The organism is Microlunatus antarcticus (genome assembly GCF_014193425.1).
Lineage (GTDB): Bacteria > Actinomycetota > Actinomycetes > Propionibacteriales > Propionibacteriaceae > Microlunatus > Microlunatus antarcticus.
In genome coordinates this window covers 1,107,141-1,132,769 of sequence record NZ_JACHZG010000001.1, presented here as the reverse complement: position 1 = coordinate 1,132,769, position 25,629 = coordinate 1,107,141, and the positions used below count along the sequence as shown (strand labels likewise).

23 protein-coding genes are annotated in these 25,629 nt (G+C 73.0%); 9 read left to right on the top strand and 14 right to left on the bottom strand.

Annotation, left to right across the window (positions count from 1 at the left end; translation table 11 throughout):
- Nucleotide 1 precedes the first annotated feature (1 nt).
- The gene (locus tag FHX39_RS05230) at nucleotides 2-928 is read right to left on the bottom strand and encodes a YveK family protein (protein ID WP_183337104.1); all 927 of its coding nucleotides are present in this window, start codon (nucleotides 926-928) and stop codon (nucleotides 2-4) included.
- Nucleotides 929-1,225: 297 nt separating this feature from the next.
- Between FHX39_RS05230 and FHX39_RS05225 the strand changes: the two genes are divergently transcribed.
- On the top strand, nucleotides 1,226-1,906 hold the full coding sequence (locus FHX39_RS05225; protein ID WP_183337103.1) for a hypothetical protein: 681 nt from the start codon (nucleotides 1,226-1,228) through the stop codon (nucleotides 1,904-1,906).
- A gap of 15 nt (nucleotides 1,907-1,921) precedes the next feature.
- Here the strand turns inward: FHX39_RS05225 and FHX39_RS05220 are convergent, their stop codons facing one another.
- The gene (locus tag FHX39_RS05220; protein WP_198423266.1) at nucleotides 1,922-2,785 is read right to left on the bottom strand and encodes a hypothetical protein; all 864 of its coding nucleotides are present in this window, start codon (nucleotides 2,783-2,785) and stop codon (nucleotides 1,922-1,924) included.
- A gap of 103 nt (nucleotides 2,786-2,888) precedes the next feature.
- Between FHX39_RS05220 and FHX39_RS05215 the strand changes: the two genes are divergently transcribed.
- Together FHX39_RS05215 and FHX39_RS05210 are read left to right on the top strand one after the other, a co-directional pair.
- Complete coding sequence (locus tag FHX39_RS05215; RefSeq protein WP_332836675.1) at nucleotides 2,889-3,830, top strand: glycosyltransferase; 942 nt, start codon at nucleotides 2,889-2,891, stop codon at nucleotides 3,828-3,830.
- Nucleotides 3,827-4,477, top strand: a complete 651-nt coding sequence (locus FHX39_RS05210) for a polysaccharide deacetylase family protein (protein ID WP_183337102.1) — start codon at nucleotides 3,827-3,829, stop codon at nucleotides 4,475-4,477. The genes FHX39_RS05215 and FHX39_RS05210 overlap by 4 nt, the downstream gene beginning before the upstream one ends.
- A 75-nt stretch (nucleotides 4,478-4,552) precedes the next feature.
- On the opposite strand, the gene FHX39_RS05205 is transcribed toward FHX39_RS05210, so the two are convergent.
- The gene (locus tag FHX39_RS05205) at nucleotides 4,553-6,067 is read right to left on the bottom strand and encodes a DUF4082 domain-containing protein (RefSeq protein WP_183337101.1); all 1,515 of its coding nucleotides are present in this window, start codon (nucleotides 6,065-6,067) and stop codon (nucleotides 4,553-4,555) included.
- 645 nt (nucleotides 6,068-6,712) lie between these two features.
- Here FHX39_RS05205 and FHX39_RS05200 point away from each other — a divergent pair.
- A complete protein-coding gene (locus FHX39_RS05200) occupies nucleotides 6,713-7,657 on the top strand; it encodes a right-handed parallel beta-helix repeat-containing protein (RefSeq protein WP_183337100.1) in 945 nt (314 codons plus the stop codon).
- A 48-nt stretch (nucleotides 7,658-7,705) separates the two neighbouring features.
- Here the strand turns inward: FHX39_RS05200 and FHX39_RS05195 are convergent, their stop codons facing one another.
- From FHX39_RS05195 to FHX39_RS05155, 9 genes are all read right to left on the bottom strand, one after another.
- Complete coding sequence (locus FHX39_RS05195) at nucleotides 7,706-8,797, bottom strand: acyltransferase family protein (RefSeq protein ID WP_183337099.1); 1,092 nt, start codon at nucleotides 8,795-8,797, stop codon at nucleotides 7,706-7,708.
- Between the two features lie 69 nt (nucleotides 8,798-8,866).
- Nucleotides 8,867-9,139 (bottom strand): acyl carrier protein, encoded by a 273-nt coding sequence (locus FHX39_RS05190; protein WP_183337098.1) that lies wholly within the window; start codon nucleotides 9,137-9,139, stop codon nucleotides 8,867-8,869.
- 32 nt (nucleotides 9,140-9,171) lie between these two features.
- On the bottom strand, nucleotides 9,172-10,398 hold the full coding sequence (locus tag FHX39_RS05185) for a pyridoxal-dependent decarboxylase, exosortase A system-associated (RefSeq protein ID WP_183337097.1): 1,227 nt from the start codon (nucleotides 10,396-10,398) through the stop codon (nucleotides 9,172-9,174).
- Entirely contained in the window at nucleotides 10,395-11,969 is a 1,575-nt protein-coding gene (locus FHX39_RS05180) for an acyl-CoA ligase (AMP-forming), exosortase A system-associated (RefSeq protein ID WP_183337096.1), read from the bottom strand. Before FHX39_RS05180 ends, FHX39_RS05185 begins: the two co-directional genes overlap by 4 nt.
- 45 nt (nucleotides 11,970-12,014) lie before the next feature.
- The gene (locus tag FHX39_RS05175) at nucleotides 12,015-13,508 is read right to left on the bottom strand and encodes a glycosyltransferase family 4 protein (RefSeq protein WP_332836674.1); all 1,494 of its coding nucleotides are present in this window, start codon (nucleotides 13,506-13,508) and stop codon (nucleotides 12,015-12,017) included.
- A gap of 104 nt (nucleotides 13,509-13,612) precedes the next feature.
- A complete protein-coding gene (locus FHX39_RS05170; protein WP_183337095.1) occupies nucleotides 13,613-14,650 on the bottom strand; it encodes a hypothetical protein in 1,038 nt (345 codons plus the stop codon).
- A complete protein-coding gene (locus FHX39_RS05165; RefSeq protein WP_332836673.1) occupies nucleotides 14,647-15,960 on the bottom strand; it encodes an MFS transporter in 1,314 nt (437 codons plus the stop codon). Before FHX39_RS05165 ends, FHX39_RS05170 begins: the two co-directional genes overlap by 4 nt.
- Nucleotides 15,957-16,550, bottom strand: a complete 594-nt coding sequence (locus tag FHX39_RS05160) for an acyltransferase (protein ID WP_183337093.1) — start codon at nucleotides 16,548-16,550, stop codon at nucleotides 15,957-15,959. The genes FHX39_RS05165 and FHX39_RS05160 overlap by 4 nt, the downstream gene beginning before the upstream one ends.
- Before the next feature lie 201 nt (nucleotides 16,551-16,751).
- On the bottom strand, nucleotides 16,752-17,159 hold the full coding sequence (locus tag FHX39_RS05155; protein ID WP_183337092.1) for a winged helix-turn-helix transcriptional regulator: 408 nt from the start codon (nucleotides 17,157-17,159) through the stop codon (nucleotides 16,752-16,754).
- A 97-nt stretch (nucleotides 17,160-17,256) separates the two neighbouring features.
- Between FHX39_RS05155 and FHX39_RS05150 the strand changes: the two genes are divergently transcribed.
- Nucleotides 17,257-17,913 (top strand): FMN-dependent NADH-azoreductase, encoded by a 657-nt coding sequence (locus FHX39_RS05150; RefSeq protein WP_183337091.1) that lies wholly within the window; start codon nucleotides 17,257-17,259, stop codon nucleotides 17,911-17,913.
- A gap of 30 nt (nucleotides 17,914-17,943) precedes the next feature.
- Here FHX39_RS05150 and FHX39_RS05145 read toward each other — a convergent pair whose 3' ends face one another.
- Entirely contained in the window at nucleotides 17,944-18,426 is a 483-nt protein-coding gene (locus tag FHX39_RS05145) for an Lrp/AsnC family transcriptional regulator (RefSeq protein WP_183337090.1), read from the bottom strand.
- A gap of 104 nt (nucleotides 18,427-18,530) precedes the next feature.
- On the opposite strand from FHX39_RS05145, the gene FHX39_RS05140 reads away from it, so the two are divergent.
- The gene (locus tag FHX39_RS05140; protein WP_183337089.1) at nucleotides 18,531-19,010 is read left to right on the top strand and encodes a DUF2000 domain-containing protein; all 480 of its coding nucleotides are present in this window, start codon (nucleotides 18,531-18,533) and stop codon (nucleotides 19,008-19,010) included.
- A 19-nt stretch (nucleotides 19,011-19,029) separates the two neighbouring features.
- Here the strand turns inward: FHX39_RS05140 and FHX39_RS05135 are convergent, their stop codons facing one another.
- Entirely contained in the window at nucleotides 19,030-20,022 is a 993-nt protein-coding gene (locus FHX39_RS05135) for an aldo/keto reductase (protein WP_183337088.1), read from the bottom strand.
- Nucleotides 20,023-20,143: 121 nt separating this feature from the next.
- On the opposite strand from FHX39_RS05135, the gene FHX39_RS05130 reads away from it, so the two are divergent.
- The 3 genes from FHX39_RS05130 (at nucleotide 20,144) to FHX39_RS05120 (ending at nucleotide 25,627) form a co-directional block, all read left to right on the top strand.
- Complete coding sequence (locus FHX39_RS05130; protein WP_183337087.1) at nucleotides 20,144-21,886, top strand: S8 family peptidase; 1,743 nt, start codon at nucleotides 20,144-20,146, stop codon at nucleotides 21,884-21,886.
- A 173-nt stretch (nucleotides 21,887-22,059) separates the two neighbouring features.
- On the top strand, nucleotides 22,060-24,462 hold the full coding sequence (locus FHX39_RS05125; RefSeq protein WP_183337086.1) for a CHAT domain-containing protein: 2,403 nt from the start codon (nucleotides 22,060-22,062) through the stop codon (nucleotides 24,460-24,462).
- A 13-nt stretch (nucleotides 24,463-24,475) separates the two neighbouring features.
- On the top strand, nucleotides 24,476-25,627 hold the full coding sequence (locus FHX39_RS05120; RefSeq protein WP_183337085.1) for an LOG family protein: 1,152 nt from the start codon (nucleotides 24,476-24,478) through the stop codon (nucleotides 25,625-25,627).
- Nucleotides 25,628-25,629 lie beyond the last annotated feature (2 nt).

The following is a 25,629-nucleotide window of genomic DNA, read 5'->3' as shown; positions in this document are numbered from 1 at the left end:
CTCACTCCCAGCGGGGGGTGGCCGAGTCCCCGCCCACGCCCGCCAGCTCCTGGTCGGTGGGGGTGCCCCAGTCCGGGACAGGAGGAGGCCGTTTGGTCGGCTTCGCCGGGCGGGCAGGTCCGGAGGGTCGCTGACCCGGCCTGCGGGTGACAGGGGTCGACGGCTCAGCGCTGGACGGGGCGTCGGTGACCTCGTCGGCCTCGGGCGTGGACGCATCCGCCTCGACCGCGTCGTCGGGGTCGAGGTCGTCCGGGGCCGGGCGACGCCGCCGCGGGAACAGCCCGTCGACCAGCCCGATCACCAGTGCGCCCAGAGCCAGCACGCCGCCACCCACCAGGACCCCGGCCCGGATCTGGTCCTTGTGCTGCACGTCGGGGAGGGTGTCGGTGACGATCGGGGTGGAGGTGATGGCTGCCCTGGCTCGGAGGTTCAGCCCGCCCTGCAGCTCGCTCAGGGAGGTCGGCACCCGTCCCATCACCGTCGTCAGGGTCGTCACGGCGTTCTCGGCCGACCCGGCTTCCGCGGTCACCAGGATGACCGGAGCCGTGCTCTCGAAGTCCTCGGTGACCTCGAAGCTGATGCTGGGATGAGGGCGGCACAGGTCGCGACGCATCGACTCGTAACGGGCGTCACCGACGCTCTGGCAGATCTCGAGGTAGGTCGACTTGGCGCTGACCGCGCGGATGACGATGTCACGCGCCTGGCTGAGGGAGCCCAGCTCCAGATAGGGGTTGCCGGATGCCGCAGCGGCACCGGGACGCTGGTCGAGCGTCGTCCCGGGGGGAATGAGGAGGACCGCTCCCTGGGCCTCGTACGTCGGACCCACCAGGCTCACCGTGAGCAGGGTCCCCGCGACGGCGAGCACGATGGTGGCCACAGCGAGGTACCACCGGCGCCATACCGCCAGCAGGATGTCTTGGAACCTCAAGCTCGTGCCTTCCCCCTGAGGCCACCCGCTGACCCCGTCGCACCCCCGGAGGCGCCCGTGCGCGCTCCCCTGCGACGCGGCATCGGGACAACGCTGCCCGTTCCGTCGTCGCGGGCTGCTGCATGGTCCCCGCGCCCCGAGCACCGTCGCCGGCGCCCGGGACGATCCTAGGGCGATCGGGCTGGGGCCGCTGAGTTCGTCGCAATTCCCTCCGCCCCTGCCGGCGTCGTCCTGGTGCGAAGCCGAGCGCGGCCGGCGACGTCGTGGGAACATCTCCGGGGGGAAGGGGCTCCGGGGATGCCACTGCTGGTTCTGCTGCGCGTCTGCGTACGACGCTGGTACGTCGTGCTGCTCGGCCTCGCCCTGACCCTGGGCGGGACGTACGTGGCCTACGACCAACCCGGCGTCTACTACAGCGAGGTGCAGCTCGTGCTGGTGGCACCGACCGTCACCTACTACCCGAACACCATCGCCTCGCAGCCCTTCACGCTGGCACCGATGGCGAGCCTGCTGGTCAGCGACTGGAACGGCACGCACAAGCCGTTGCTCACCTCGTCCTCCGACACCACTCTCTACGGAGAGGGCGTGAGGAGCGGCACCCAGGTACGCCTGCCCAACCAGGGATCGCAGTTCCGCCCGCTCTTCACCGCGCCGTACGTCGACATCCAGGTCGTCGGAGCCTCCCAGGACGAGGTCACCGCGGAGGCGACCCGTGTCGTTGACGAGCTCCGGCGCATGCTCCAGCGGCGGCAGGACTTCGCCGGCGTAGCCCCCGGGCTGCGCATCACCACCCTGCTGTCCCCGGCCGACGTCAGCGCCTCCCACGTGACGGGGAGCAGCAGCCGGGCCGCCGGCGTCACCTTCCTGCTGGGGCTGGTCGTCACCGCCCTGATGGCGAGCGGCGCCGACCGGCTCCTCGGGAGGACCGGCCGCCGTCGTCGCCCTGCTCCCGTGCCGTCCGGCTGGCCCGCGACCTGAGCGCACCGCACCGGATCACCACGCCACGCAGGTGAGCTCGCTGTAGAGGTCGTCGATGTCGGCCGGGACCAGCTCGTCGCTCTTGTACATCTTCGGCCGGGGCTGCGCCAGCATCCGGCTCAGGACGGGTCCGACCACGGCCACCCGCTCTTCGACGAGCGTGCACAGCGCGCCGTGCCGCGTGAGCAGATGGCTCGACACGACCCCGAAAGCGGCGGCGAAGAGATCGGGATCGCTCACGTGCAGGACCGTGGCGAACAGGGGCAGGTTCTTGCGCCGGTCCTTGCGGAAGACCACGTAGCAGTAGGCGTCGCCGCGGGTGACGACGAGGTGGCGGGCCGCGGCGGCCGCACGATGATCCGCGTAGACCGTCGCGTCGACCCCTTCCACCCGGGCCGCGATGTCGTCCGGACGGGTGAGCAGACGGAACCGACGGTCGAGGCGGGGAAGGTTCACCACGACCGCCGTAGCGGTGGGGAGCGGCCGGAAGCCGAGGCGGCGGTCGAGCTCGACCACGTTGCCGCTGGGCGAGAGGTCGGTGAAGTGGAACCCCGGCTGTCTCAGGAGCGCACGGATCAGGCGGACGGCGTGCGGCCGCGCCTGCTCGTCCACGCAGAGCGCCGCCATGTTGCAGAAGTCGCGGCGCTCCCCCCGCACCACGCGCGACGAGTAGATCGCCGCGTTGACGCCGACGACGTCGTTGCCGGCCAGCAGCATGAACCCGTGGTTGGGAGCGTCGACCGGCCACGGGGGGACGATCGCCTCGGCCCAGGCCGAGGGCGAGAGCCGTCGGTTCAGGTTCCGGTGGAGGTAGTCGCCGACACGGTGAAGGTCCTCGCGTGCGATCGGCCGCACCAGGACCGCGGTCTCCGCGGGCACGGACCTCAGGGTACGGCCCAGCGCGCCGATCGGAGCGAACCTCGCATGGGCACCCCTTCGGACCGCTATCTTCGTGCGCGGGTCCGGCACGGCCGGACCCCTGGTGCGCAGCCACCGCTGCGCGAGCGACGACGGGGGACGCCGCATGATCAGCGTGGTCATCGCCGCCCACGACGAGGCAGCGGTCATCGGGCGCTGCCTCCAGGCACTCAGAGACCAGCGGGGAGCCGGCCCGGTTCAGGTCGTGGTGGTCGCCAACGGCTGCCACGACAACACCGCCGAGGTCGCTGAACGGGCCGGCGCGTCGGTCGTGATCTCGGTGCCCGAGCCCGGGAAGTCGGCAGCGCTCGTCGTCGGTGATGCCGCCGCCGTCGGGTTCCCCCGGGTCTACCTCGACGCCGACATCGAGCTGCCCGCGCACGCGCTGGCCGCGTGCGAGCAGGTCCTCGCCGCGGATCCGACGATCCTGGCGGCCGCGCCCCGCCGCCATGTGGTCAGCACCGGCAGCAGCCTGCTGGTGCGCGCGTACACGGCCGTCAGCAGCCGGCACCCGGCCTACGACAACAGTCTGTTCGGCCGAGGCATGATCGTGCTGAGCGAGGACGGACGACGCCGCTTCGACCAGTTCCCCGCCGTCGTCGCCGACGACCTCTACCTCGACTCGCTCTACGCGGAGACCGAGAAGGGGTCCATCGACGCGGTCGACCTGGCCATCGCGGCTCCTTCGACCACCCGGGCCCTCCTCCGCCGCCTGGTCCGGGTGCGGCGGGGCAACGCCGACCTCCGATCGTCGATCGAGGCACGCGGGGCGGGGGCGACGGCGAGCGGACCAGACGTCCGGCGGTCCGACCGGCTGGCGTGGTTGAGAGAGGTCGTCCTGCCGCAGCCTCGACTTCTCCCGGCCGGGCTGGTCTACGTGGGCCTCACCAGCGTCGCCGCTCTGCTGGCCCGACTAGGGTCGAGGCGGGACGTCGCCTGGGGCCAGGACCGGACGGCTCGGCGCAGTCCGGACGGCCCGACCGCGAGCTCGGGACCGATCTCGTGATCAACCTCTGCTTCCACGGCATCGGACGCCCCGGCCGTGAGCTCGAGCCGGGCGAAGCCGGCTACTGGATCACCGAGGACTTCTACCGCCTCGTGGTCGAGACCGTCGCCGGGCGCGACGACGTGCGCCTGAGCTTCGACGACAGCAACGCGTCCGACATCGAGATCGGGCTGGACGGGCTCGTGCGGCACGGGTTGACGGCCTCGTTCTTCGTCATCGCGGCGCGGCTCGACCGGCCGGGAAGCCTGTCGGCCGAGCAGGTCCGGGAGCTGCGCGACCACGGCATGGCCGTCGGCAGCCACGGCATGGACCACGTCCCGTGGCGCGCGCTGTCCGACGCGGCCCAGCAGCGCGAGCTCGAGCAGGCCAGGCAGGTGCTGGCCGAGGTCGTCGGGGCTCCGGTGACCGAGGCGGCGCTGCCGCTGGGGCAGTACGACCGGCGCACGCTGACCCGCCTCCAACAGCTCGGGTACACCCACGTCCACACCAGCGACCGCCGTTCCTCGAAGCCGTCGGCCTGGCTCCAGCACCGCTTCAGCCTCCGGTCGGACGACACGGTCGACAGCCTGCACGCCATCTTGCGGGGAGAACCGCTGGCGCGGCGACTCGTCGGGCGCCTGAAGGGCGGCGTCAAGCAGCTTCGTTGAGGACGGCGACCACCCTCGGACAGAGAAGAGCGGCACCGGACCGCTGGGGACCGGTGCCGCTCGAGGGTCTGACGGTCAGCTGACCGACCCGCCGGCGTTGGGGCCGTCGTACCAGGTGTTTCCGGTGACCACGACGGGCGCGTCGGCGGTCGTGATGGGCCCGAAGGCGCCCGACCTCGGGAAGATCACCGTGGTGAACCGGTTGTTGGTGATGGAGATGTTGGAGACCTTGCCCGCCACGGCCGGGCCGTCGTAGCCGCCGTAGACGGTGTAGGCGCCGCCGCCGAGCAGGTTGCCGTCGATCTGGACGTTGCGGATCTGGTCGGCTGCGTTGGTCGACAAGATGATGGCGGAGGTGGCGCTGCCGGCGATGACGATCTTGTTGTGCAGGATCTTCAGGTTCGTCGTGCCGAGGGTCTGGATGCCGTCGTTGTGGGCGTCGTTGCCGGTGGCGAGGTCGTGGATGTAGGAGTCGCGGATGACGACGTTCGTCTGGGCCTTGAACCCGTCAACGGTGCCGTGGACGTCGCAGCGCAGGCAGGTGTAGCCGCCGCCGTTGACGGCGGAGTCGCTGCCGTTGTTGCCCTGGCCGTCGATCTCGACGTCGGTGAGGGTGAGGCCGGTGTTCCCCTCGTCGGACAGCACGTTGAAGAAGCACCCGCCTGACTGCAGGAGCGAGTTCTTGATCGTGACGTCGTCGGCCTTGATCACCAGGCAGGTGGTGATCTTCTTGGCGTCGATGACCGTCCCGTCCTTGGTGATCGTGGACGGACCCGTGTACGCCGACAGCGCGGTCCCGGCCGGCACCCCCGTGGTGGCCTCGCTCGGGAACCCGGACGAGGGCGTGGTCGGAGCAGGCGTGGTCGGAGCAGGCGTCGTCGGAGCAGGCGTGGTCGGAGCAGGCGTCGTCGGAGCAGGCGTCGTCGGAGCAGGCGTCGTCGGGCCGGACCCGCCGGTGCTGTCGGACGCCTGGAAGATCACGTCGACGAAGTAGTTGGACCGGCCGTAGCTCGACGAGGGGAACTCCAGGTCGCTGCCGTAGTTGTAGGTCCCTGCGAGGCCCAGCACGGCCACGCCGGCGTCGGGCCACGCGTACGGGCTGGTTACGGCGTAGTGCCCCTCCGGCATGAAGGTCGCGACGGTGTAGCTGCCACCGCGCCGCACGTCGACCGGGTCGTCGAAGACGACGGACTGCCAGCCGCTGCCGGACTCCGAGGTGAAGGTCGCCCTGGCCAGCAGCTGGCCCCTCGAGGAGTAGAGCGCCCCGACGTGCCTGCCCGTGTTCTGCGAGCCCTTGTAGAACTTGACGCCGGTGACCGAACCGGTCGCCGTCGCCCTGAACTTCATCCCGACGGTCACCGAGTCACCGTCGCTGAAGGAGGCGGTGGCCGGCGTGATGTTCCCGAGAACCGTGCTTCTCGCCTCCGCCGAGGTGCTGCTCCAGGGCGAGAGCGCAGCCACCAGGCCAAGCAGGAGTGCGAGGGCCAGGACGATCGTCGTGCGTCTCGCCGCGACCTCGGACACCGGGGTCCGGGGTCGGTCGACCTGGTTCGGGGCGGGCGTGCGCCATGGAGACGTGGAGCTGGTCATGGAGAGTTCATTTCTGTCGAGATCGGGGTGCTGCCCGGTCGTGGGGTCGACTTCGGGAAAACTGCTGCATGTGCGGAATGACGGACCGTCGTCACGACATCGCCAGGATCTTGTTGCACGATCTGAATATTTCCCGGGAACTTCGCCGACTATAACAGTCTGATAACAGAGTGTCACCTTGCTCTCAGGCGGAGTGATGGCAAATAATTCACAAACCGTTTGAAGTCGCATTGCCCAACTCGGCCGCAGGCTTCCACAAAGCCTCGCCCCAAGCCCGACCTGACTGCGGATCACCTGGTCAGGGCGCAGAAGTCGACGACCGGAACCACCCATGGACGCCCGGTCCGGAGACCACGTGTGCCCAAGTGGGCATGAGGCCGGATGATCAAGCAGGAACCGCTGCTGAGAGGTCGTCTGATCGATCTACCCACGAGGTGTTCTGCATCACACCCGAAAGGGAGATCGAGATTGGTCCGTCCGACGTCGCCCCGAGGGTTGGGAACGACCTTCTGCGGGGAATGACGGCGTCGGGTGATTCTTCACCCACCGCACGCGCCCAACACCTACGATGTCTGGCGCGGGACAGGTGACAAGTCCCTGAATCTGGGGGAACAGATGGTGCCCGTCGCTCGTCGGACCGTATCCGTGCGGGCGCTCGTCGTCCTGGTCGCGCTGGCCCTTGTCGTGGGCGCGCTGGCCGGCTCCGCGCTCCAGAGGATGACGGCCGGTGCGGCATCGCCACCGCCCGGCACGACAGCGACACAGACGACGGCGGCGCCCGTACCCGAATCCCCGTCACCGGTCAGCACGCCCGCCAGCACACCCTCAGGGGCTGCCTGGGCCGTCCGCACCGGGGTGCCGGCCGGGACCGCGCTGTCGGCGTACACGGGTCCGTCCACGATCACCAAGGACGGGACGGTCATCGACGCCAAGAAGATCACCACCTGCCTGGTGATCAAGGCCGACGACGTCACGATCAAGAACTCGCTCCTGCAGTCAGGCGGGTGCTTCTTCAACGTGCTGTCCGACGAGGGGAACACCGGCCTCACCCTCACCGACGTCGAGATCGACGGCCAGGGCAACAACGGCAGCGACTCCGCCGTCAACGGCGGCGGCTACACCTGCCTGCGCTGCGACGTCCACGGCACCGTCGACGGGTTCAAGGCCCAGACGAACGTCGTCATCCGCGACTCCTACATCCACGACCTCGCCACCGGCAACGACGCCCACAACGACGGCATCCAGACCCTCGGCACGACGAACCTGAAGATCCTGCACAACAAGATCGTCATCGCCGGCAGCGCCACCTCCGCCATCATCTTGTCGACCAACGCAGCCGACCAGATCCGCAACGTCCAGATCGACGGCAACCTGCTCGGCGGCGGCGCCTACACCGTCTACGGCGGCTACGACACGTCGACCGACGACCCGTCCAAGATCTCGGACATCGCCATCACCAACAACGAGTTCACCACGGCGGTCTTCCCGAAGAGCGGCGCCTACGGACCGTTGACGTCCACCGCTCCGCCGGTGCGGGTCAGCGGCAACACCTGGTATGACGGCCCCGACGCGGGCAAGCCCGTCAGCTGACCACCCCGGGAACGACAGCGCTCGCCGCCCGGCACCGCACGAGGGCGGTCAGGCTCTCGCGGAACGGTCCTTCATCCGCAGGAACGGGCGCTCGACGAAGCGGTAGGAGAGCACCACGACGACGGCGGTGACGGCGAGGGCCAGGAACCGCGGGCCCCAGCTGTCCAGGCCGAGCGTGCCGTCCACGACCACGAAGACCGGGAAGTGCCACAGGTAGGCGCCGTAGGAGACCTTACCGACGGCCACCAGGGGGGCCCACCCGAGCACGGTCTTCGTCAGGTTCGGGCCGGCGACGCAGGCGACGATCAGCAGCACGGTCAACGCGACGACCACCGGCCACTGCACGAGCATCTCGACCCACGGGTTCCACGGGTCGTGGCTCGCGACGACGAGGAGAGCGAGCAGCCCCAGGAGCGACACGGGACCGGTCGCCCGGGAACCGATCCGGAGCGCCGGAGCACCGGCCACCCCGCGCCGCTGGAGGACGACCGCCAGCAGGCACCCGGCCAGCAGCTCGAACGCACGGGAGGTCGTGGCGTTCCAGGCCAGCTCCACCGATCCGCCGAGCAGGAGGCAGGCCACGACGCTGAGGTAGGAGGCGACGGCCAGGAGGAGCACGGACCGGGCCACGCGCCCGAGGTCTCCACGGGCGCGTCCGAGAAGTGCCACCAGCACCAGTGGCCAGAGGAGGTAGAACTGCTCCTCGATCGACAGCGACCACGTATGCGCGAGCAGCCCTGTACCGACCCCGGCGGCGGCGGCCCAGTTGGAGACGTAGAAGAAGGACGTCGCCGCGCCCTTGAGCGTGCCGCCGGAATCGTGCAGCAGGTCGGTGAGGACGCACACGATCAGGACCGTGAGGTACGCCGGAAGCAGCCTGAGCGCCCGCCGGCGGTAGAAGTCGGCATAGCTGACGCGACCGCGTCCCGCGGACCTCAGCAGGATCCCGCTGATCAGGAACCCGCTGAGGACGAAGAAGACGTCGACCCCCAGATCTCCGTTGGAGAACCCGGGGATGCGGGCGTGGAACAGCACGACCAGGAGCAGAGCGACCGCACGGAGGCCGTCGAGCGCAGGTACGTGGACCGAAGAGCTCCCTCCCCCGGCCGGCGCACCGGCCGGCGACGGGACGACGGCCACCCTGGCTTGCCGGCTGCGCGAGGCTGCTCCGCGCAGAGCAGGAGGGAGGGTCACGGTCTCGTCGGGTTCTCAGGCGCGCTTGCCGTCGACGAACGTGGCGAGCGAGCCGAGGGTCTCGAAGATCTCGCCGCCGAACTCCTCGTCCTCGACGACGATGCCGAAGCGGTCCTCGAGGGCCGAGACGAGCTCGAGCACGGCGAGCGAGTCGAGCTCGGGCATCTCGCCGAAGAGCGGGGTGCTGGCGTCGAGCGTGGCGGCGCGGTCCTGGATACCGAGGGTCTCGACGAGGACCTCGGCGACCTCGGGGAGCGAGCCGGTGGACGGGTCTGCGGTAGCGGTCATGATCATGTCCTTCTCGTGGTGGTCGAACAGGTCTAGACGAGGACCTCGGCCGGAGCCGGGTGCCCGAGGAACGCGGTGGGGCTGGCGGTGAGGCCGTACGCCCCCGCCTGGAACAGGACGACGAGGTCGCCGACCTCCGTGCGGGGCAGCTCGACGTCGTTGCCCAAGAGGTCGAGGGGGGTGCACAGGCATCCGACGACCGACGCGGTCTCGACCGTCTCCTCCTCCGCCCGGCTGCCCACGACGAGCGGGTAGTTCCGGCGGATGACCTGACCGAGGTTGCCCGAGGCCGCGAGCTGGTGGTGCATCCCGCCGTCGACGACGAGGTACGTCTTGCCGCGCGAGACCTTGCGGTCCACGACCTCGGTGACGTAGACGCCGCACTCGCCGACGATGTAGCGGCCGAGCTCGACCACGGTCCGCGCCTCCGGCAGGTACGCGGCGATCGGTCCGTCGAGCAGGGCGGCCAGGTTGTCGGCCACCACCCCGAGGTCGAGCGGCGTGTCCGCGGCGAAGTACGGGATACCGAAGCCGCCGCCCAGGTTGAGGTAGCGCACCGGGGTGGGCAGGAGGTCGGCGAGACCGACGACGAGGTCGACCGTCCGGCGCTGCGCCTCGGCGATGATCTCCGCCCGCAGGTTCTGCGAGCCGGCGAAGACGTGGAAGCCCAGCAGGTCCACGTCGGCGCCCACGAGCTCGGCGACGAGCCCGGGCACCTGCTCGGCGTCGGTGCCGAACTGCTGCGGCCCGCCGCCCATCCGCATGCCCGAGCCCTTGACCGCGAAGTCCGGGTTGACGCGTAGCGCGACGCGGGGCCGGACCCCGAGCTCGTTTCCGGCGGCGAGGACGCGGCGGGCCTCGGTCGACGACTCCAGCTCGACGACGATGCCTGCGGCCACGGCACGGCGCAGCTCGGCGGCGGTCTTGCCCGGACCGGCGAAGCTGACCCGCTCGGCCGGCATCCCCGTGTCGAGGGCGACGGCCATCTCCCCCGCCGACGCGACGTCGATGGAGTCGACGAGCCCGGCGAGGTGCTGCACCACGGCCGGCATCGGGTTGGCCTTCATCGCGTACGTCAGGTCGAGCCCGTCGGGCAGCACCGAGCGGAGCGTCGCGACGCGTTCGGTGAGCAGGCGGCGGTCGTACGCGAAGAAGGGCGTCGAGCCGACGCGCGCGGCGAGCAGGCTCAGCGGCATCCCGCCGACGGCGAGCTCGCCCTTGATCGTGCCGAAGTCGGCCAGCAGGTCGGCGGTGCTCATGCGAGCAGCTCCTCACGGACGAGCGGTCGGTCGTACTTGCCGTTGGGCGAGCGCGGCATGCTCGCCCGCACCACCACCCGGCTCGGTACCATGTAGAGCGGCAGCTCGCGGCGCAGCGCGGTGATCAGGGCCTTCGGCTCCAGTGCGGTGCCGACGGCGGGGGTGACGACCAGCGCGATCGCGTCGCCGAGCCGCTCGTCGGGCACGCCGAGCGCGACCGCGTCGGCGACCAGCCCGGTGCCGAAGGCCGCCTCCTCGACCTCGGTCGGGCTCACCCGGTAGCCCGACGTCTTGATCATCTCGTCGCTGCGGCCGACGAAGTAGAGGAAGCCCTCCTCGTCGGCGACCACGGTGTCGCCGGAGTAGACGGCCAGCTCGGGTGCGCGCCACCCGGGCCGTGCACCGGGGACCGGCTTGAACCGTTCCGCGGTCTTGGCCTCGTCCTCCCAGTAGCCGAGCGCGACGAGTGCCCCGCGGTGCACCAGCTCGCCGGGCTCCCCCGGTTCGCACAGCGTGCCGTCCGGGCGGACGACGAGGATCTCGGCGTCCGGGATCGCCTTGCCGATCGAGTCGGGCCGACGGTCCACCTCGGCCGGGTCGAGGTAGGTGGACCGGAACGACTCGGTGAGGCCGTACATCAGGTAGGGGGCGGCGCCCGGGAACAGCGCACGGAGCCGGTCGAGGGTGGTGCGCGGCATCCGCCCGCCGGTGTTGGCGAAGTAGCGCAGCGTGTCCGCCGCCCCGTCCGGCCAGGTGGTGCCGATGACCTGCAGCCAGAGCGGCGGGACCGCGGTCAGCCCGGTGACGCGGTGCTTCGCCACGAGCCGGGGGATGTCGGTCGCGACCAGGTGGTTGTGCAGCACGAGGTGCGCCCCGACCGCGAAGGCGGTGGTCACCTGGCTGAACCCCGCGTCGAAGCTCAGGGGCAGCGCCGAGAGGATCACGTCGTCGGCGGTGTTGTGGAGGTAGGTGCTGACGCTCTCCGCCCCGACGATCAGGTTCCGGTGGCTGAGGACCACGCCCTTGGGCCGCCCGGTGCTGCCGGAGGTGTAGAAGATCGCGGCCACGTCCAGGTCCAGCGGACGGGGACCGGTCGCCCCGACCCCCGGGACGAGCAGCTTCTCCCAGCGCGTGAGGGTCACGTTCGCGTCGATCACGGGGAGCTCGCGCTCGGGGTCGCCGACGACGACGACGTGCTCCAGCGCCGGGCAGCCCGCCAGCTCGCCGGCGACGGCGACCAGCCGGTCGGCGCTGGTCACCAGCACCCGCACGTCGCAGTTGCCGAGGATGTACGACACCTGGGCGGCCTTCAGCACCGGGTTCACCGGGACGAAGACCGCGCCCGCGGCCGAGGTGGCGAAGAAGGCCGCGACGGTCTCGACGCGCTTGTCGAGGAACACCGCCACGCGCTCGCCGCGGCGCAGCCCCAGGGCCTCGAGCCCGCCCGCGGCGGCCTCGCAGGTCTGCCACAGCTCGCCGTAGGTGACCGTGACGTCCTTGGAGGTGACGGCCGGCGCGTGGGGTCGCGCGGCGGCGGCCTCCTGGAGGAGGTGGTGGAGGTTCGTCCTCATGGTGCGTTCCTTGCTCGGCGGATCAGGGTGTGGACGGACCGGACGTCACTTGGCCAGGTCGAACGCGTCGCTGAGCTCCAGGTTCCCGGTCCCGGCGACCACCGGCGGGACGGGCGCCGCGACGACATCCCGCTTGAGGATGTACGCGTCCAGGGCCGCGTCGTGGAGCTCGACGAACGGGCGGCCCCGGTGGTCGCAGGTCGGGTCGGCCACGAGCTCGGGCGGCAGCACCGTCGACGGGTCGACGGTCAGCGCCTCGTCCTCGGTCAGGCCCGTGAAGCGGGCGAAGACCCCGCGGTAGGCCACGGCCTGGGCCTTCCAGTCGAGCTCCTCCGTCACGCGGCGCCGGGCGGCCCGGCCCATCTCGCAGCGCAGCTCGTCGTCGTCGAGCAGCCGCTCCACCTCGTCGGCGAACGCGGTGGTGTCGCCCGAGGGGACGTAGCGGACCGTGTCGCCGCCCGAGACCCGGGTCTCGACCAGGTCGAACGCGACCGACGGCAGGGCGTACGCCATGTACTCCATCGTCTTGTTCATGGTCGAGACGTCGTTGAGCGGCGACTTCAGGTCGGGGCAGAGCCCCACGTCGGCGGCGCTCAGCTCGTCGGCGATGGTGTCCAGGCCGGCGCGACCGGTGAAGGTGACGCAGTCGTCCAGCCCCAGCTCCGTGGTCATGGACCGCAGGTCCTCGTAGCAGTCGCCGAAACCCATCAGGACCGCGCGGACGTCGGTCCGGCCGCGGTGGTGGACGAGCTCGTCCATCACGACGAGGACCTGCTCGACGCCGTCCTGCGGACCCATGATCCCGAGGTAGACGAGCGTCTTGCGGGGGTCGCGCGCGGCCGACGGCTCGGGGTGCACGGGCCGCATGCGGTCCGTCTCCGGACCGCTCCGCACGACCACGACGTCCTCGGCCGCGCGCTGGCCCCGCCCCATCGCGATGGCGCGGTAGGACTCGTTGGTCGAGATGACCATGTCCGCGGTGCGGTAGGTCATCTGCTCCAGCCAGCGCAGCGCGTAGTACTGGAAGCGCGGCCCGAAGCCCTGCGGCTTGCCGAAGCGCGACTCGAAGAGCTCGGGGTTGAGGTCGTGCTGGTCGAAGACGAAGCGGACACCCCGCTTCTTCCAGATCCGCGCCAGCAGCCAGTAGGTGTCCGGCGGGTTGCACGCCTGCATGACGTCGAACGGCCGGTCGGCCCAGACGCGCGCCGACAGCGCGGCGGTGCGCAGCCAGGAGTAGCCGAACTCCCAGACGTAGCTGACGAACCCGGTCGTCTTCGGCGCCGGGCGGTACTTGTGGATCGTGATGCCGTCGATGACCTGGTAGCTCGGGTCACCGGGGCCCTTGGGGCAGATCACCGTGACCGCGTAGCCGGCCTTGGCCAGCGTGCGGCACTCCAGCCACACCCGGCGGTCGAGCGGGACGGGCAGGTTCTGCACGATCATCAGGACGTGCGGGCGCGAGTCGACGGGGCTCGCCTCGTCGGAAGGGAGCGGTCGGGCCGAGCCGGAGCGCGGCGTGAGCTTGAACAGGGTGGACACGTCAGCCCTCGTCCTGGATCAGGTGCAGCGAGCTCGCGAGGTTCGTCATCGGTGACTACTCCTTGGGTGTGAGGTGGTGCTGGGCTCGGGGGTCGGGTGGGTGGTCATGGCCGGGCGGCCGAGGCGGCCGCGGCGACGACCGCGGGTGAGGAGGCGTAGGGGACGAGCACCGACGGCGTGCCGGAGCCGTCGGACGGCACCCGCCAGACGTCGGACGTGGTGGCCTCGGTCCCCGAGCGGGGCAGGCTGTAGAGCAGCGAGGCGTCGTCGAGCCACTCGACCTGGTCGTCGACGTTCCGGGTCTCGGCCAGGAGCGTCTCGGCCCCGGTCGTGAGGTCGAGCGAGGCGAGGCGCCACACGCCGGGCGTCGGGTTGGCGAGCCGCTTCTTGTACGCGACGTGGCGCCCGTCCGGCGACAGCGACGGGCACTCGGCGTCGGTGCGCAGGGCGCGCATCGTGCGCTCCTTGACGCTGCCGCGCACGAGCCAGGTGGTGGTGCCCGAGGCCGCGGTGGCGTAGAAGGTGTCGTCGTCGGTCGCGAAGGTGACGCCCCAGAAGTTCCGGTTGGCCGCGACCAGCCGCTGGCCGTCGGGCAGGTAGGTCGTCCAGGTCTCGAGGTTGGGCAGGTCCCGCCCGCCGACCCGGATCACCGTGGCGGTCGAGAAGGAGGAGGCCGCGTACGAGTGGCCGGTGATGAAGGTCGTCGTCGAGACCAGGCGCCCGTCCACCGACATCCGCGCCCGGCTCGGCAGGCCGGCCAGCGGCGCGGACGAGGTCGGGGCGAGGTCCGGGCCGAGGGAGGCGACCGCGTACGTCGGCGCGATGCCGCCCGAGGCGGTCACGCAGACCCCCGCCGAGGCGGTGGCGTAGACGCGCTCGCAGCTCGTCGAGCCGAAGGCCCGGGCGCCGCCGGGGTCGCCCAGCGTGACGGCGGCGAGCTTGCCGTAGTCGGCGCCGAGGGTGGCGTTGCGGAACACGAGGTGCGGGCCGGCCAGCACGTCCGCCATCGGGACCGTGGAGACGGTCGGCGCCGCCGCCGCGCTGACGGAACCGGCGTGGCGGACCTGCAGGACGTAGACCACGACCAGGGCGAAGCACACGGCCACGACGGCGCCGAGCACGGCGATCCTCCCCCGGGTCACGCCGCCACCTCGGCGCCGGACGGGGTGGACGGGAGCTGGCGCAGCAGACGGGCCGCGACCGGGATGGCGATCGCCAGCGCGAGGCCGACGGCGAGCAGCGCGACCGAGCGGCCGGTGAGCTGCCACAGCAGGCCGAAGCAGACCGAGGAGGCGAAGCGGCTGAGCCCGACCGCGGTCTGCACCGACGCGATGCCGGTCGCCTTGGCGCCCTCGGGCACGCACTGGCTGGCCAGGGCGCTGATGACCCCGTCGGTCGCGGCGTAGAAGCAGCCCAGCAGGAGCAGCACGGCGATGACGCCGGCGAGGTGACCACCGGTGGTCGCGGCGACCGCGTAGGCGAGGACCAGGAGGACGTGCCCGCCCAGCAGCACCCGGGTCCGTCCGACCCGGTCGGCCAGCCGGCCGACGGGGACGGCGAGCGCGAAGTAGGCCGCGTTGGTCCCGACCATCAGCAGCGGGAACCAGGTGAGGCCGATGCCGCCGGCGTCGGCGAGCACGAGGTAGAGGAAGCCGTCGCCCACGGTCAGCAGGCCGAGGAGCGCGGCGGCGATCATCAGCGAGCGGATCCGGCGGTCGCCGAGGTCGCGCCAGCGCCAGCGGCGTACCGGCTGCTGCGCCGGCGGCAGCCCAGCGCTCCCCCGCACCCGGCTCGGCACCGCGAGCAGGAGGAACGCGAGCCCCACGACCGCGGCCGCGATGCTCAGCACGAACACCGCCCGGTAGCCGGCGAGCCCGGCCGGGACGACGGCGAGGACGCCGAAGGCGAGGAGCGGGCCGGCCATGGCGCCGGCGGTGTCGAGCGCGCGGTGCACGCCGAAGTTGCGCCCGAGCTGCTCGGGCGTGCTCGCGGCGGCGATCATCGCGTCGCGCGGCCCGGTCCGGAGCCCCTTGCCCAGCCGGTCGAGCGCGACCACCCCGGTGAGGGCGGCGATGCCGACGACCGGGAGCAGCAGCACCCGGGACAGGGCGGAGATGCCGTAGCCGAGCCCGGCGACGAGCTTGGGCCGCCCGCTGCGGTCGGACCACCAGCCCCCGAGGACCCGCACCAGCGAGGCGAAGCCCTGGTAGATGCCGTCCACGAACCCGTACGCCACGGGCCCGAGCCCGAGCACGGCGGTGAGGTAGAGGGGCAGGACGGCGGTGATCGCCTCGGACGAGATGTCGGTGAAGAGGCTCGTCAGGCCGAGGGCCAGCACGACCCCGGGGACGCGGCCGCCCTTGCGGCGCGTGCGGCGCTCGCGGTCGGGCGCGGGAGCCACGCCCGCGGCGGGGGCAGTGGCCGCGGGCGTGGGGCTGTTGCGCAGGCTCACGTACACGCGAGCTCCACGTCCTCGTGCAGCCCGTCGGCGCCGAGCGCGTACGCCCGGCCGCACGAGCAGCGGAGGTCGGCGTCGAGCCGGCGGCCGCAGCGGCAGGCCCAGCCGATCTGGCGCCCGGGGTTGCCCACGACGAAGGCGTGCGGGGCGACGTCGCGCGTGACGACCGCGCCGGCGCCGACGAAGGCGTTCGCCCCGATCGTGACGCCGCAGACCACGGTCACGCGGGCGCCGAGCGTGGCACCCTGCTCGACCCGGGTCGGGTCCAGGTCGTCGGGTCCCTTGCGGACGTGGGCGCGGGGCGTGAAGTCGTTGGTGAAGGTGACGCCCGGGCCGAGGAACACGTCGTCGGCGACGGTGACCCCGGCGAAGACCATGACCTGGTTCTTCACCGTGACGCGGTCGCCGAGGACGGCACCGCCCTCGACGTACGCGCCGTCGCAGACGTTGCAGCCCGCCCCGATGCGCGCACCCTCGAGCACGTGGGCGAAGGCCCAGACCCGCGTGCCGGCGCCGACGTCGGTCGAGTCGCACAGCCCCTGCGGGTGCACGAAGACGTCAGGCCGCAGCCCTTCAGCGCGCATGACCCATCCCCCCCGAGTGCGACGAGCGCGAACTCAGGAAGAGATTGGGCGAAGTGCCCTGGCAGCCCCCCCGAGCCGCGACCAGTGTGTCGGGCGTGTGACGGTCGGTTCAGGGAAACTGAGAAAGCAACGCAGATTTGCTGAGCAGGTAAATCTCTGACCTACGCGGCCCTCGACCGTCGCCCGGGGCGGGCCGGCCGCTCAGGCGCGCGGCAGGTGCTCGTGCGCCCAGACCTTGAGCTGGTCCATGGCCGGCAGCAGCGCCTGGCCGGCGGGGGTGAGCGCGTACGAGACCGAGACCGGCGGCCCGCTGTCGACGACCCGGGTGACGACGCCGGCGGCCGCCAGCCCGGAGAGCCGGTCGGAGAGCACCGAGTCGCTGATGCCGGTCACGCCGCGGGCGAGCCGGGAGAACGACGCCGGCCCGTTCGACAGGGCGCCGACGATGACGCCGTTCCAGCGCTTGCCGAGGATCTCGAAGACGTGCGACAGCGCCGCGTCGCAGCGCACGATCCCGGGCGCGACGTCCTCGCAGGTCGGCTCCTGGGCCGCCGGGTCCGCGTCCTGCTCTGCCTGCTGCACCTGCGCCGGGTCGATCGTGTCGGTCATCGTCCACACTCCTTGCGCCCCAGTCTAGTGGTGCTAGCATCGGGCTACCTGCTAGGAAATTCCTAGTTACTCAGATCACAGTAGTGGAGCATCTCCCATGACTCTCTTCCGACTGGACGCCAGCTTCCGCGTCGAGGGCTCGCACAGCCGGGCCGTCGCCGACGTCGTCGAGGCCGCCTGGACCGAGGCCAACCCGGGCGAGCGCGTCCTGCGCCGCCACGTCGGCACCGACCCGATCCCCGCCACCGCCTGGGGCGACGCCGTCACCGCCGCGTACGTCCCCGAGGACCAGCGCACCCCCGCCCAGCGCGAGGCCGTGGCCCTGGCCGCGACCCTCGTCGACGAGCTGCTCGAGGCCGACGCGCTGCTCTTCGCGGTCCCCCTCTTCAACTTCGGCGTCTCGCAGCACTTCAAGTCCTACGTCGACCTGGTCATCGCCGACCCGCGGATGGGCCCGGGCCAGACGCCGCTCGCCGGCAAGCCGGCCGAGCTCGTCGTCGTCCGCGGCGGCAACTACCGCGCGGGCACCCCGCGCGAGGGCTGGGACCACGCCACCCCGTGGATGCGTCGCGTCCTCGCCGACGTCTGGGGCCTGGACGTCACGGTCACCGAGACCGACTTCACCCTGGTCGGGGTCAACCCGGCGATGGACCAGTTCAAGGACATGGCCGCCGAGATGCGCGCCGAGTCCGAGGCGGTCGCCCGTCAGCACGGCGCCGAGCTCAGCCGTCGGCGCGCCGAGGTCGCGGCCTGAGCCGACGGGCCCAGGACTGCCCGCGCGGGGTCAGGACCGGGGGGACCGGCCTCGCGCGGGCGGCAGCACGTTGCTGCGCAGGTGCTCGTAGACCACCGACGTCCGGACGTCGCTGACCTCGGGCCGGCTGGTCAGGCGGTCGACGACGAAGGCGTACAGGGCGTCGGTGTCCGGGACGGCGAGGTGCAGCAGGAAGTCCTCGGCGCCGCTGGTGACGAACACCCCGACGGTCTCGGGCAGCGCGGCCGCCCACCCCCGGAACCGTTCGATGTTCACCCGGGTGGGCGGCCGGATCCGGATCGCCACGAGGGCCTGCATCGGGCGGCCGAGCGCCGCGAGGTCGACCTCGAGCCGCGCGCCGGTGATGACGCCCCGGTCCCGGAGCGCCCGCGTCCGGTCGAGCGCGGTGGTGGGAGCGACCCCGACCGCCGCAGCGACGTCACGGTTCGTCCGCCGTGCGTCGACCTGCAGCGCGGCCAGGATCGCCGTATCTAGTACGTCGAGGTCCGCCATGCGGGTGAGGCTAGCCGGACGTCGTACGGACTCGCTGGACCCAGCTGGTCGCGTAGGCGAGGTTGAGGCCTCCAGCACCGCACGACCGACGGCAGGACCCACTCGTGGACGAACGCACGGACGCACGCATCGGCTTCACCCCCGACGAGGTGCGGACCGACGCGCCCACCCGGGACGCCCGGCTCAAGTGGGTCGTCGTCGTCGACGCGGCCCTCCCGCCGGGCCGCGCGGTGAACGCCGCCGTCTGCCTCGCGGCGGCGACGCAGGCCGGGGTCGACGGTCTCCTGGGTCCCGCCGCCGTCGATGCCGACGGCTCGGTCCACCCGGGCCTGCCCTGGGCGGGGTGCTCGGTGCTCGCCGCGACGACCGAGCAGCTGGCCGCCATCCGGGCCAGGGCAATCACCCGGCCCGACCTCTTCGTGGCCGACATGCCGGCCGACGCGCAGGCGACCCGGGTCTACGACGGCTACCTCGAGCGTGTGGCCGAGCACCGCTCCGACGAGCTCGCGCTGCTCGCGGTCAGCCTGGTCGGCCCCCGGAACCGGGTCGACAAGGTCGTCGGCCGGCTCCCGCTGCTGCCCTGAGGGCAGCAGCGGGACGGGATCACCAGCGGTCGGCGACCAGCGGGGCGATCTCGCGGGCGTAGAGCTCCTCGACGGCGGCCATGAAGTCGTCGCCGAGCGGCGGCAGCTCGCCGGCAGCGGCGTTGGCCCGCGCCTGCTCCGGGGACCGGGCGCCCGGGATCACCGAGGTGACACCCGGCTGCTGGACCACCCAGGCGAGCGCGGCCTGGGCCGGGGTGGCCTCGAACGGCAGCGCCGCGACGAGGCGGGAGAACTCACGGGCGGCGCGGACGCCGGTCTCGTAGTCCACCCCCGAGAACGTCTCGCCGACGTCGAAGGCCTCGCCGTGGCGGTTGTAACTGCGGTGGTCGTTCTCCGCGAAGGTCGTCTGCTCGTCGTAGCGGCCGCTCAGCAGCCCGCTGGCCAGGGGCACGCGGGCGATGATCCCGACGCCGGCCGCCTGCGCGGCGGGCAGCACGAACTCGAGCGGCTTGCGCCGGAACACGTTGAGGATGATCTGCACCGACGCGGTCCCCCGGCGGCTGATCGCCGTCAGCGCCTCGTCGGACGTCTCGACGCTGACCCCGTACGCGGCGATCACGTGCTCGGACACCAGGGTGTCGAGGGCGTCGTACACCTCGTCGGCGGAGTAGACGGCGGTCGGCGGGCAGTGCAGCTGGACGAGGTCGAGGCGGTCGACCTCGAGGTTGCGGCGCGAGCGGTCGGTCCAGGCGCGGAAGTTCTCGAGGACGTAGTTCTCGGGCACCTGGTCCATCCGGCGGCCCATCTTGGTCGCCACCACGAGCTCGATGTCGTCGTGCTCGCCGAGGTAGCTGCCGATCAGCCGCTCGCTGCGGCCGTCGCCGTAGACGTCGGCGGTGTCGAAGAACGTGACCCCCGCCTCCACGGCCCCGTCGAGGACCGCGACCGCGTCACGCTCGTCGACCTCGCCCCAGTCGGCGCCCAGCTGCCAGGTCCCCAGACCGACGGTCGAGACGGGTCGTTCGGTCCGGCCGAGCACGCGCTGTTCCATCCGGCTGACGCTACCCGTGCGCCCGCGGGACCCAAGCCCCACCCTCAGGGGCGTATCAACCATCGCCCTTTCGTCTCCGGAGCGGTAGAACTGTCATCACTCCTCGTCCGAAGGCCCGCCGATGCCGTACGACCCCGCCGACAGCAACGCCCCGACCGCGCGCCCTCCGCTCGCGCCGACGCCTCGACGGCACGGCCCGCGGCGCGACCACCTGGACCCGCGGGGCGCCCGGTTCCTCGACCCGGGCACGGCGGTCCGCTTCGCCGGGCAGCGGCTGCAGCCGACCCCGTACGTCGGCGGCGGGCTGCTCGTGCGTCCCGGGCCTGACGGGGCGGTCGAGCCGGAGGTCCTGGACGCGCTGCGGTCGGCGGCCGACGCCGAGGGCTGGGCCCTCGAGGTCGACCCCACCGACACCGCGCTGGTCGACCTCGTCCGCCGCGCCGGCCTCCTCGGCGGACGCAGCCCGCTGGTCGTGCGGGTGTCGCTCGCTCGGCCCGTCGACGACACCCGGCCCCGGACGACGCCCGACGCGTGGCCGGTGCTGCAGCGCTACCGCGCGGACGTCGACGCCTCCTGGCGGGGCGCGGTCCAGCTGCAGCACCTCCTGACCACCTCGGCCGGGTCCGGCGAACGCACCGACGGTCACGGCATGCAGCCCAGCCCGTACGTCGCGCACGCCGCGACCCCGAACCCGTACGTCGCGCATGCCCCGCAGACCAACCCCTACGTCGCGCACGCCCCCACCCCGAACCCGTACGTCGCCCACCCCTACGTCGCCCACCCGGCCGGGTCGTCCTCCGCGGCGGCCACCGGGGAGTACGCCCAGCCCGGCTGGGGCGGGCGGGTGCCGGTGCGCTGGGTGGGCCCACGGCCGGCCCGGCTGACCGAGGCCCAGCTCGCCGGACGCCGCCGCCCCGTCGTGGCCGTGCTCGACACCGGGACGGGCCGGCACCCGTGGCTGGACGACGTCGTCGACCGCACCCCGACCTGCGGCCCGCTGCGGATCGGGCTGACCGACCCTGCGACCGACCTCGAGCGGTCCGGCGTCGTCACCGGGGGGCTCACCGGGTCGCTCGACGTGGAGGCGGGGCACGGCACGTTCGTCGCCGGGCTGGTGCACCAGCGCTGCCCGGACGCACGGATCCTGTCGGTCCGGGTCGTGCAGCCGGACGGCGTGATCGACGAGTACGACGTCCTCCAGGCGTTGAACATGCTCTGGGTGCGTCAGGTGCTGGCCCTGGCCGAAGACGAGCCGGACGCGCTGGTCGACGTCGTGTCGCTCTCGCTCGGCTACTACCACGAGGACCCGGCCGACGCCGCGTTCGACCCCCTGCTGCTCGCTCCCCTGCAGGCGCTCGCGCGGCTCGGCGTCCTCGTGGTGACCTCGGCCGGCAACGACGCCACGAGCCGGCCGATCTTCCCCGCGTCCTTCGCCCCGCACCCGGGTGGCGTCGTCACCGAGACGTCGGTCGACGAGGTGCCGCTCGTGGCCGTCGGCGCCCTCAACCCGGACGGGACCGCGGCCCTGTTCTCCAACGACGGTCCGTGGGTGCGCGCCTGGCGGCCCGGCGCCTCGATCGTCAGCACGGTGCCGACGACGTTCGACGGCGGGCAGCAGGCGAGCTCGCGGGTGACGGCCGACGGCGGGGTCCGGTCGACCATCGACCCGGACAACTTCTCCTCCGGCTTCGCGACCTGGAGCGGGACGTCCTTCGCGGCCCCGATCCTCGCCGGCGACCTGGCCCGGCGCCTGCTCGACGACGGCGCCACCCGGCTCGAGGACGCCCGCGACGTCGAGGCCCGCGTCGAGGCGGGCTGGCGGGCGGTCCGGGCCGAGGCGCCCGGTGTGGAGGAGCCCCGCTGACGCCGGCGCGCGCCCACCCGGACGTCGACCTCGTCGTCCGCGCGACCCGCCACCACGACGAGGCGCTCGCACACGCCTTCGCCGGCCGCTACGACCTCAGCCGGCGCCGCGCCGCCCGTGCGCTGGAGCTCGTCCGGCCCGCGCCGGGCACCGTCGAGGTGCAGCGGGTCCGCGTGCGGCTCCTGGTGCTGCTGTCGAACATGGAGTACGAGGTCGGCGGCCCGGCCCGGAGCCGGGCCCCGCTCGCGGCCGCGTCCGACCTGGCGGTCGCGGTCCGGGCCGACGACCTGGCCTTCGTCATCCACCAGACGCTCGGCCTGCAGTCGCTGCGCAGCGGCGCCTTCGACGAGGCGCTGACGCACTTCACCGCGGCCGAGCCCCTGCTGCGCAGCGCGACCGACCTGGACGCGGTGAAGATGCTGCTGAACCGGGGCGTGGTCAACCTCGAACGGCTCGACCTCGTCGCCGCGCGGCGCGACTTCGCCCGCTGCCTGGACCGCGCCGCGGGTCACCCCGAGCTGCTGACGCTGGCCATGATGGCCACCCACAATCTCGGCTGGGTGGAGCACCTGTCCGGCCACCAGCCGGCGGCGCTGCAGCGGATGAGCGACGCGGCCGACCTGGGCGGTGGTGCCGCACCGGCCGTCGCGCTGCTCGACCGGGCCCGGGTGCTGATCGAGGCCGGCCTGACCGACGACGCCGACGCCACGCTGCGCGAGGCCGCCGAGCAGTTCCGGCAGGGCCGGGCCTGGGCGTCGCTCGCCGAGACGGAGCTGTCGGGCGCCCAGGTCGCGCTGCTGACCGGGCGCTTCGACCTGGCCCGCCGTCTGGCCGGCTCCGCCCGGACGCGGTTCCGACGCCGCGGGAACGTGTCGTGGCGGCGGCGGGCCGAGCTGGTCCTGCTGGCGGGCGACCTGTCCGCCGGGCGGCCGCCCGGCCTGCTCGCCGCTCCCGCGCTGCGCCTGGCCGACGAGTTCGCGGCCGACGAGCTCACGACGTACGCGAAGTCGGCGCGCCTGCTCGGCTGCGAGGCGCTGCTGGCCGCCGGCCGTCGGTCGGAGGCGGCCGCGGTCTTCGCGACGATCGCCCCGCCGCGGCGGACGGACATCGTCGAGCTGCGGCTGCAGCAGCGCACGGTCGCCGCGCAGCTGGCCCGGGCGGCCGGCGACGCCGCGCTGGCCGCCCGCCAGGTGCGTCGCGGCCTCGACGAGCTGGTCCGGCACCAGGCGCAGTTCGGCAGCGTCGACCTGCAGACGGCGAGCGCGCTGCACGGCCGCCGCCTGGCCGCCCTCGACCTCGACCTCGCGCTCGAGCGGGGTCGGCCGGCGGACGTGTTCGCCGCGCTCGAGCGGGGTCGGGCCCAGTCCCGACGGCTGGTGCCGGTCACCCCGCCGGCCGACGCGTCCGCGTCCTCGCTCGTCGAGCTGCGCCGGCTGACGGCGACGCTGCACGAGATCGGCGCCGACCCGGGCCGCCGGGCGGAGGCGCAGGACGTCCGCGAGCGCATCAGCGAGGTCGAGGACCGGCTGCGGGGTCTCGCCTGGCGCAGCGCCGGCCTCGGCCCGGCCCACGCGGGTGCCGCCCTGGCCCGGGTGCGCGAGCGGCTCGCGCAGCGCGGCCGGCAGCTGGTCGTGCTCGGACGCCACCGCGGCGACCTCGTGGCCGTCGTCCTCGGGGCCGGGCGCCCGCGACTGGTCGGGCTCCCGGGGGCCGCCCGCGCGGGTGCTCTGGCCCGGACCGTGCGCGCCGACCTCGACGTCGTCGCCCGCTCCCGCGTCCCGGAACGGCTGCGGACCAGCGCGACCGCGTCCGCGACGCACAAGCTCGCCGCGCTGGAGCGCCTGCTGCTGGAGCCGCTCGGCCTGTCCGACGCGCCGCTCGTCGTCGTGCCCACCGCCGACCTCAGCACCCTTCCGTGGTCGTGCCTGCCGTCGCTCGTCGGTCGACCGGTCGAGGTCGCGCCCACCGCCGGGGCGTGGTGGCAGCGGGCCGGGTCCGGCGGAGGTCAGGCGGACGACGTCCTGCCGGCCCGGGTCGTCGCCCTCGCCGGGCCCGGGGTGCCGGCCGCCGTCGACGAGGTCGCGCGGGTGGCGGCGACCTGGCCGGGCACCCGGGTCTTCACCGGACCGGCGGCCACGGGCCAGGCCTTCGCGGAGCAGGGGTCGACGGCGACGATCGCCCACCTCGCCGCCCACGGGCACCACGTCGCGCAGAACCCGCTCTTCTCCTCCCTCGACCTCGCCGACGGGCCGCTGTTCGCGTACGAGCTCGACGCCGCGCAGGTCCCCGCGCACGTCGTCCTGTCGGCCTGCGAGCTGGGCCAGGCGACGGTGCGCCCCGGCGAGGAGTCGCTCGGGCTGACCAGCGTGCTGCTGCAGCTCGGCGCACGCTGCGTGGTCGCCGGGGTGGCGGAGGTCGGCGACGAGCTCGCGGCGGAGGTGATGGTCGGCTACCACCGGCGGCTGGCGGGCGGCGCGGACACCGCCGTCGCGCTCGCCGACGCGATCGCCGCGACCGGTCGGCCCGTGCCGTTCGTGTGCTTCGGCGCGGCGGTCCGCTTCGCGGCGCCCGCCTGACCAGGATGGCCGGGTGACGGCTCGGAGCGTGGAGATCGACAGCCTGGCCGACCTCGACGCGCAGGTCGCCCGCACGGGCGCGCTGAACGGCTGCTTCGTCTCCTCGCTCGACCTGCGGGACCGCACCGACGTCCTGCTCCGTGTCGACGTCACGGGCGCCGTGTTCCTGGGGTGCCGCTTCGCCGAACGGGCGGCGGCGAGCGGCGCCGACCCGGGTCCCGACGTCGCGGAACGGCTGCGGTCCGGCGGCGCCCTGCTCTTCCCGGCCCTGCCGGACGTGCCCTTCGACCCGTACCGCCCGCTCCTCTACTCCCCCGACGAGCTGTACGGCGTCCACGACGGCCGGCGGCCGCCGTACGCCCGCAGCCCCGACTCCGCCGTCTACGCCTGGACCCGCTCGCCGGCCGGGAACACCCTGACCGCCGACCTCGCCGCGACGCTCCACGACCACAGCGTCGACGGCGCGCTCGACGACGTCACCGACCGGCTGGACCCCACGCGGGTCGTCGGGGTGATGGGCGGCCACGCGCTGCGCCGCCAGGACCCCGCGTACGCGGCGACGGCCCGGCTGGGTGCCGGGCTCACCCGGGCGGGACGCACCGTGCTCACCGGCGGCGGGCCGGGCGCGATGGAGGCCGCGAACCTGGGGGCCTACCTCAGCGGCTGGGACGACGCGCTGCCCGTGGCGCTCGAGCAGCTGGCCACCTCGTCCGACTACGGCGACGACGCCGACGGCTGGGCCTCCGCCGCCTTCGCCGTCCGCGACCGCTGGCGGGGCGACCGGGTGGGGGCGAGCCTGAGCATCCCCACCTGGTTCTACGGCCACGAGCCCACCAACGTCTTCGGCACGTCGATCGCCAAGTACTTCGCCAACGCGCTGCGCGAGGACACCCTGCTGCACCGCTGCCGCGGCGGGATCGTCTTCGCCGCCGGCGCCGCCGGCACGGTCCAGGAGATCTTCCAGGCCGCCAACGACCGCTTCTATGGTCTGCGCGGCAGCTCCGGCGCCCCGCTCGTCCTCCTCGGCCGCGAGCACTGGACGACCACGCTGCCGGCCTGGCCGCTCCTGCAGGCCCTCGCCCACGACTCACCCATGGCCGGCGCCGTCCACGTCGTCGACGACCTCGACGAGGCCCTCGCCCTGGTCACGGCGGCCGTTGCCTGAGC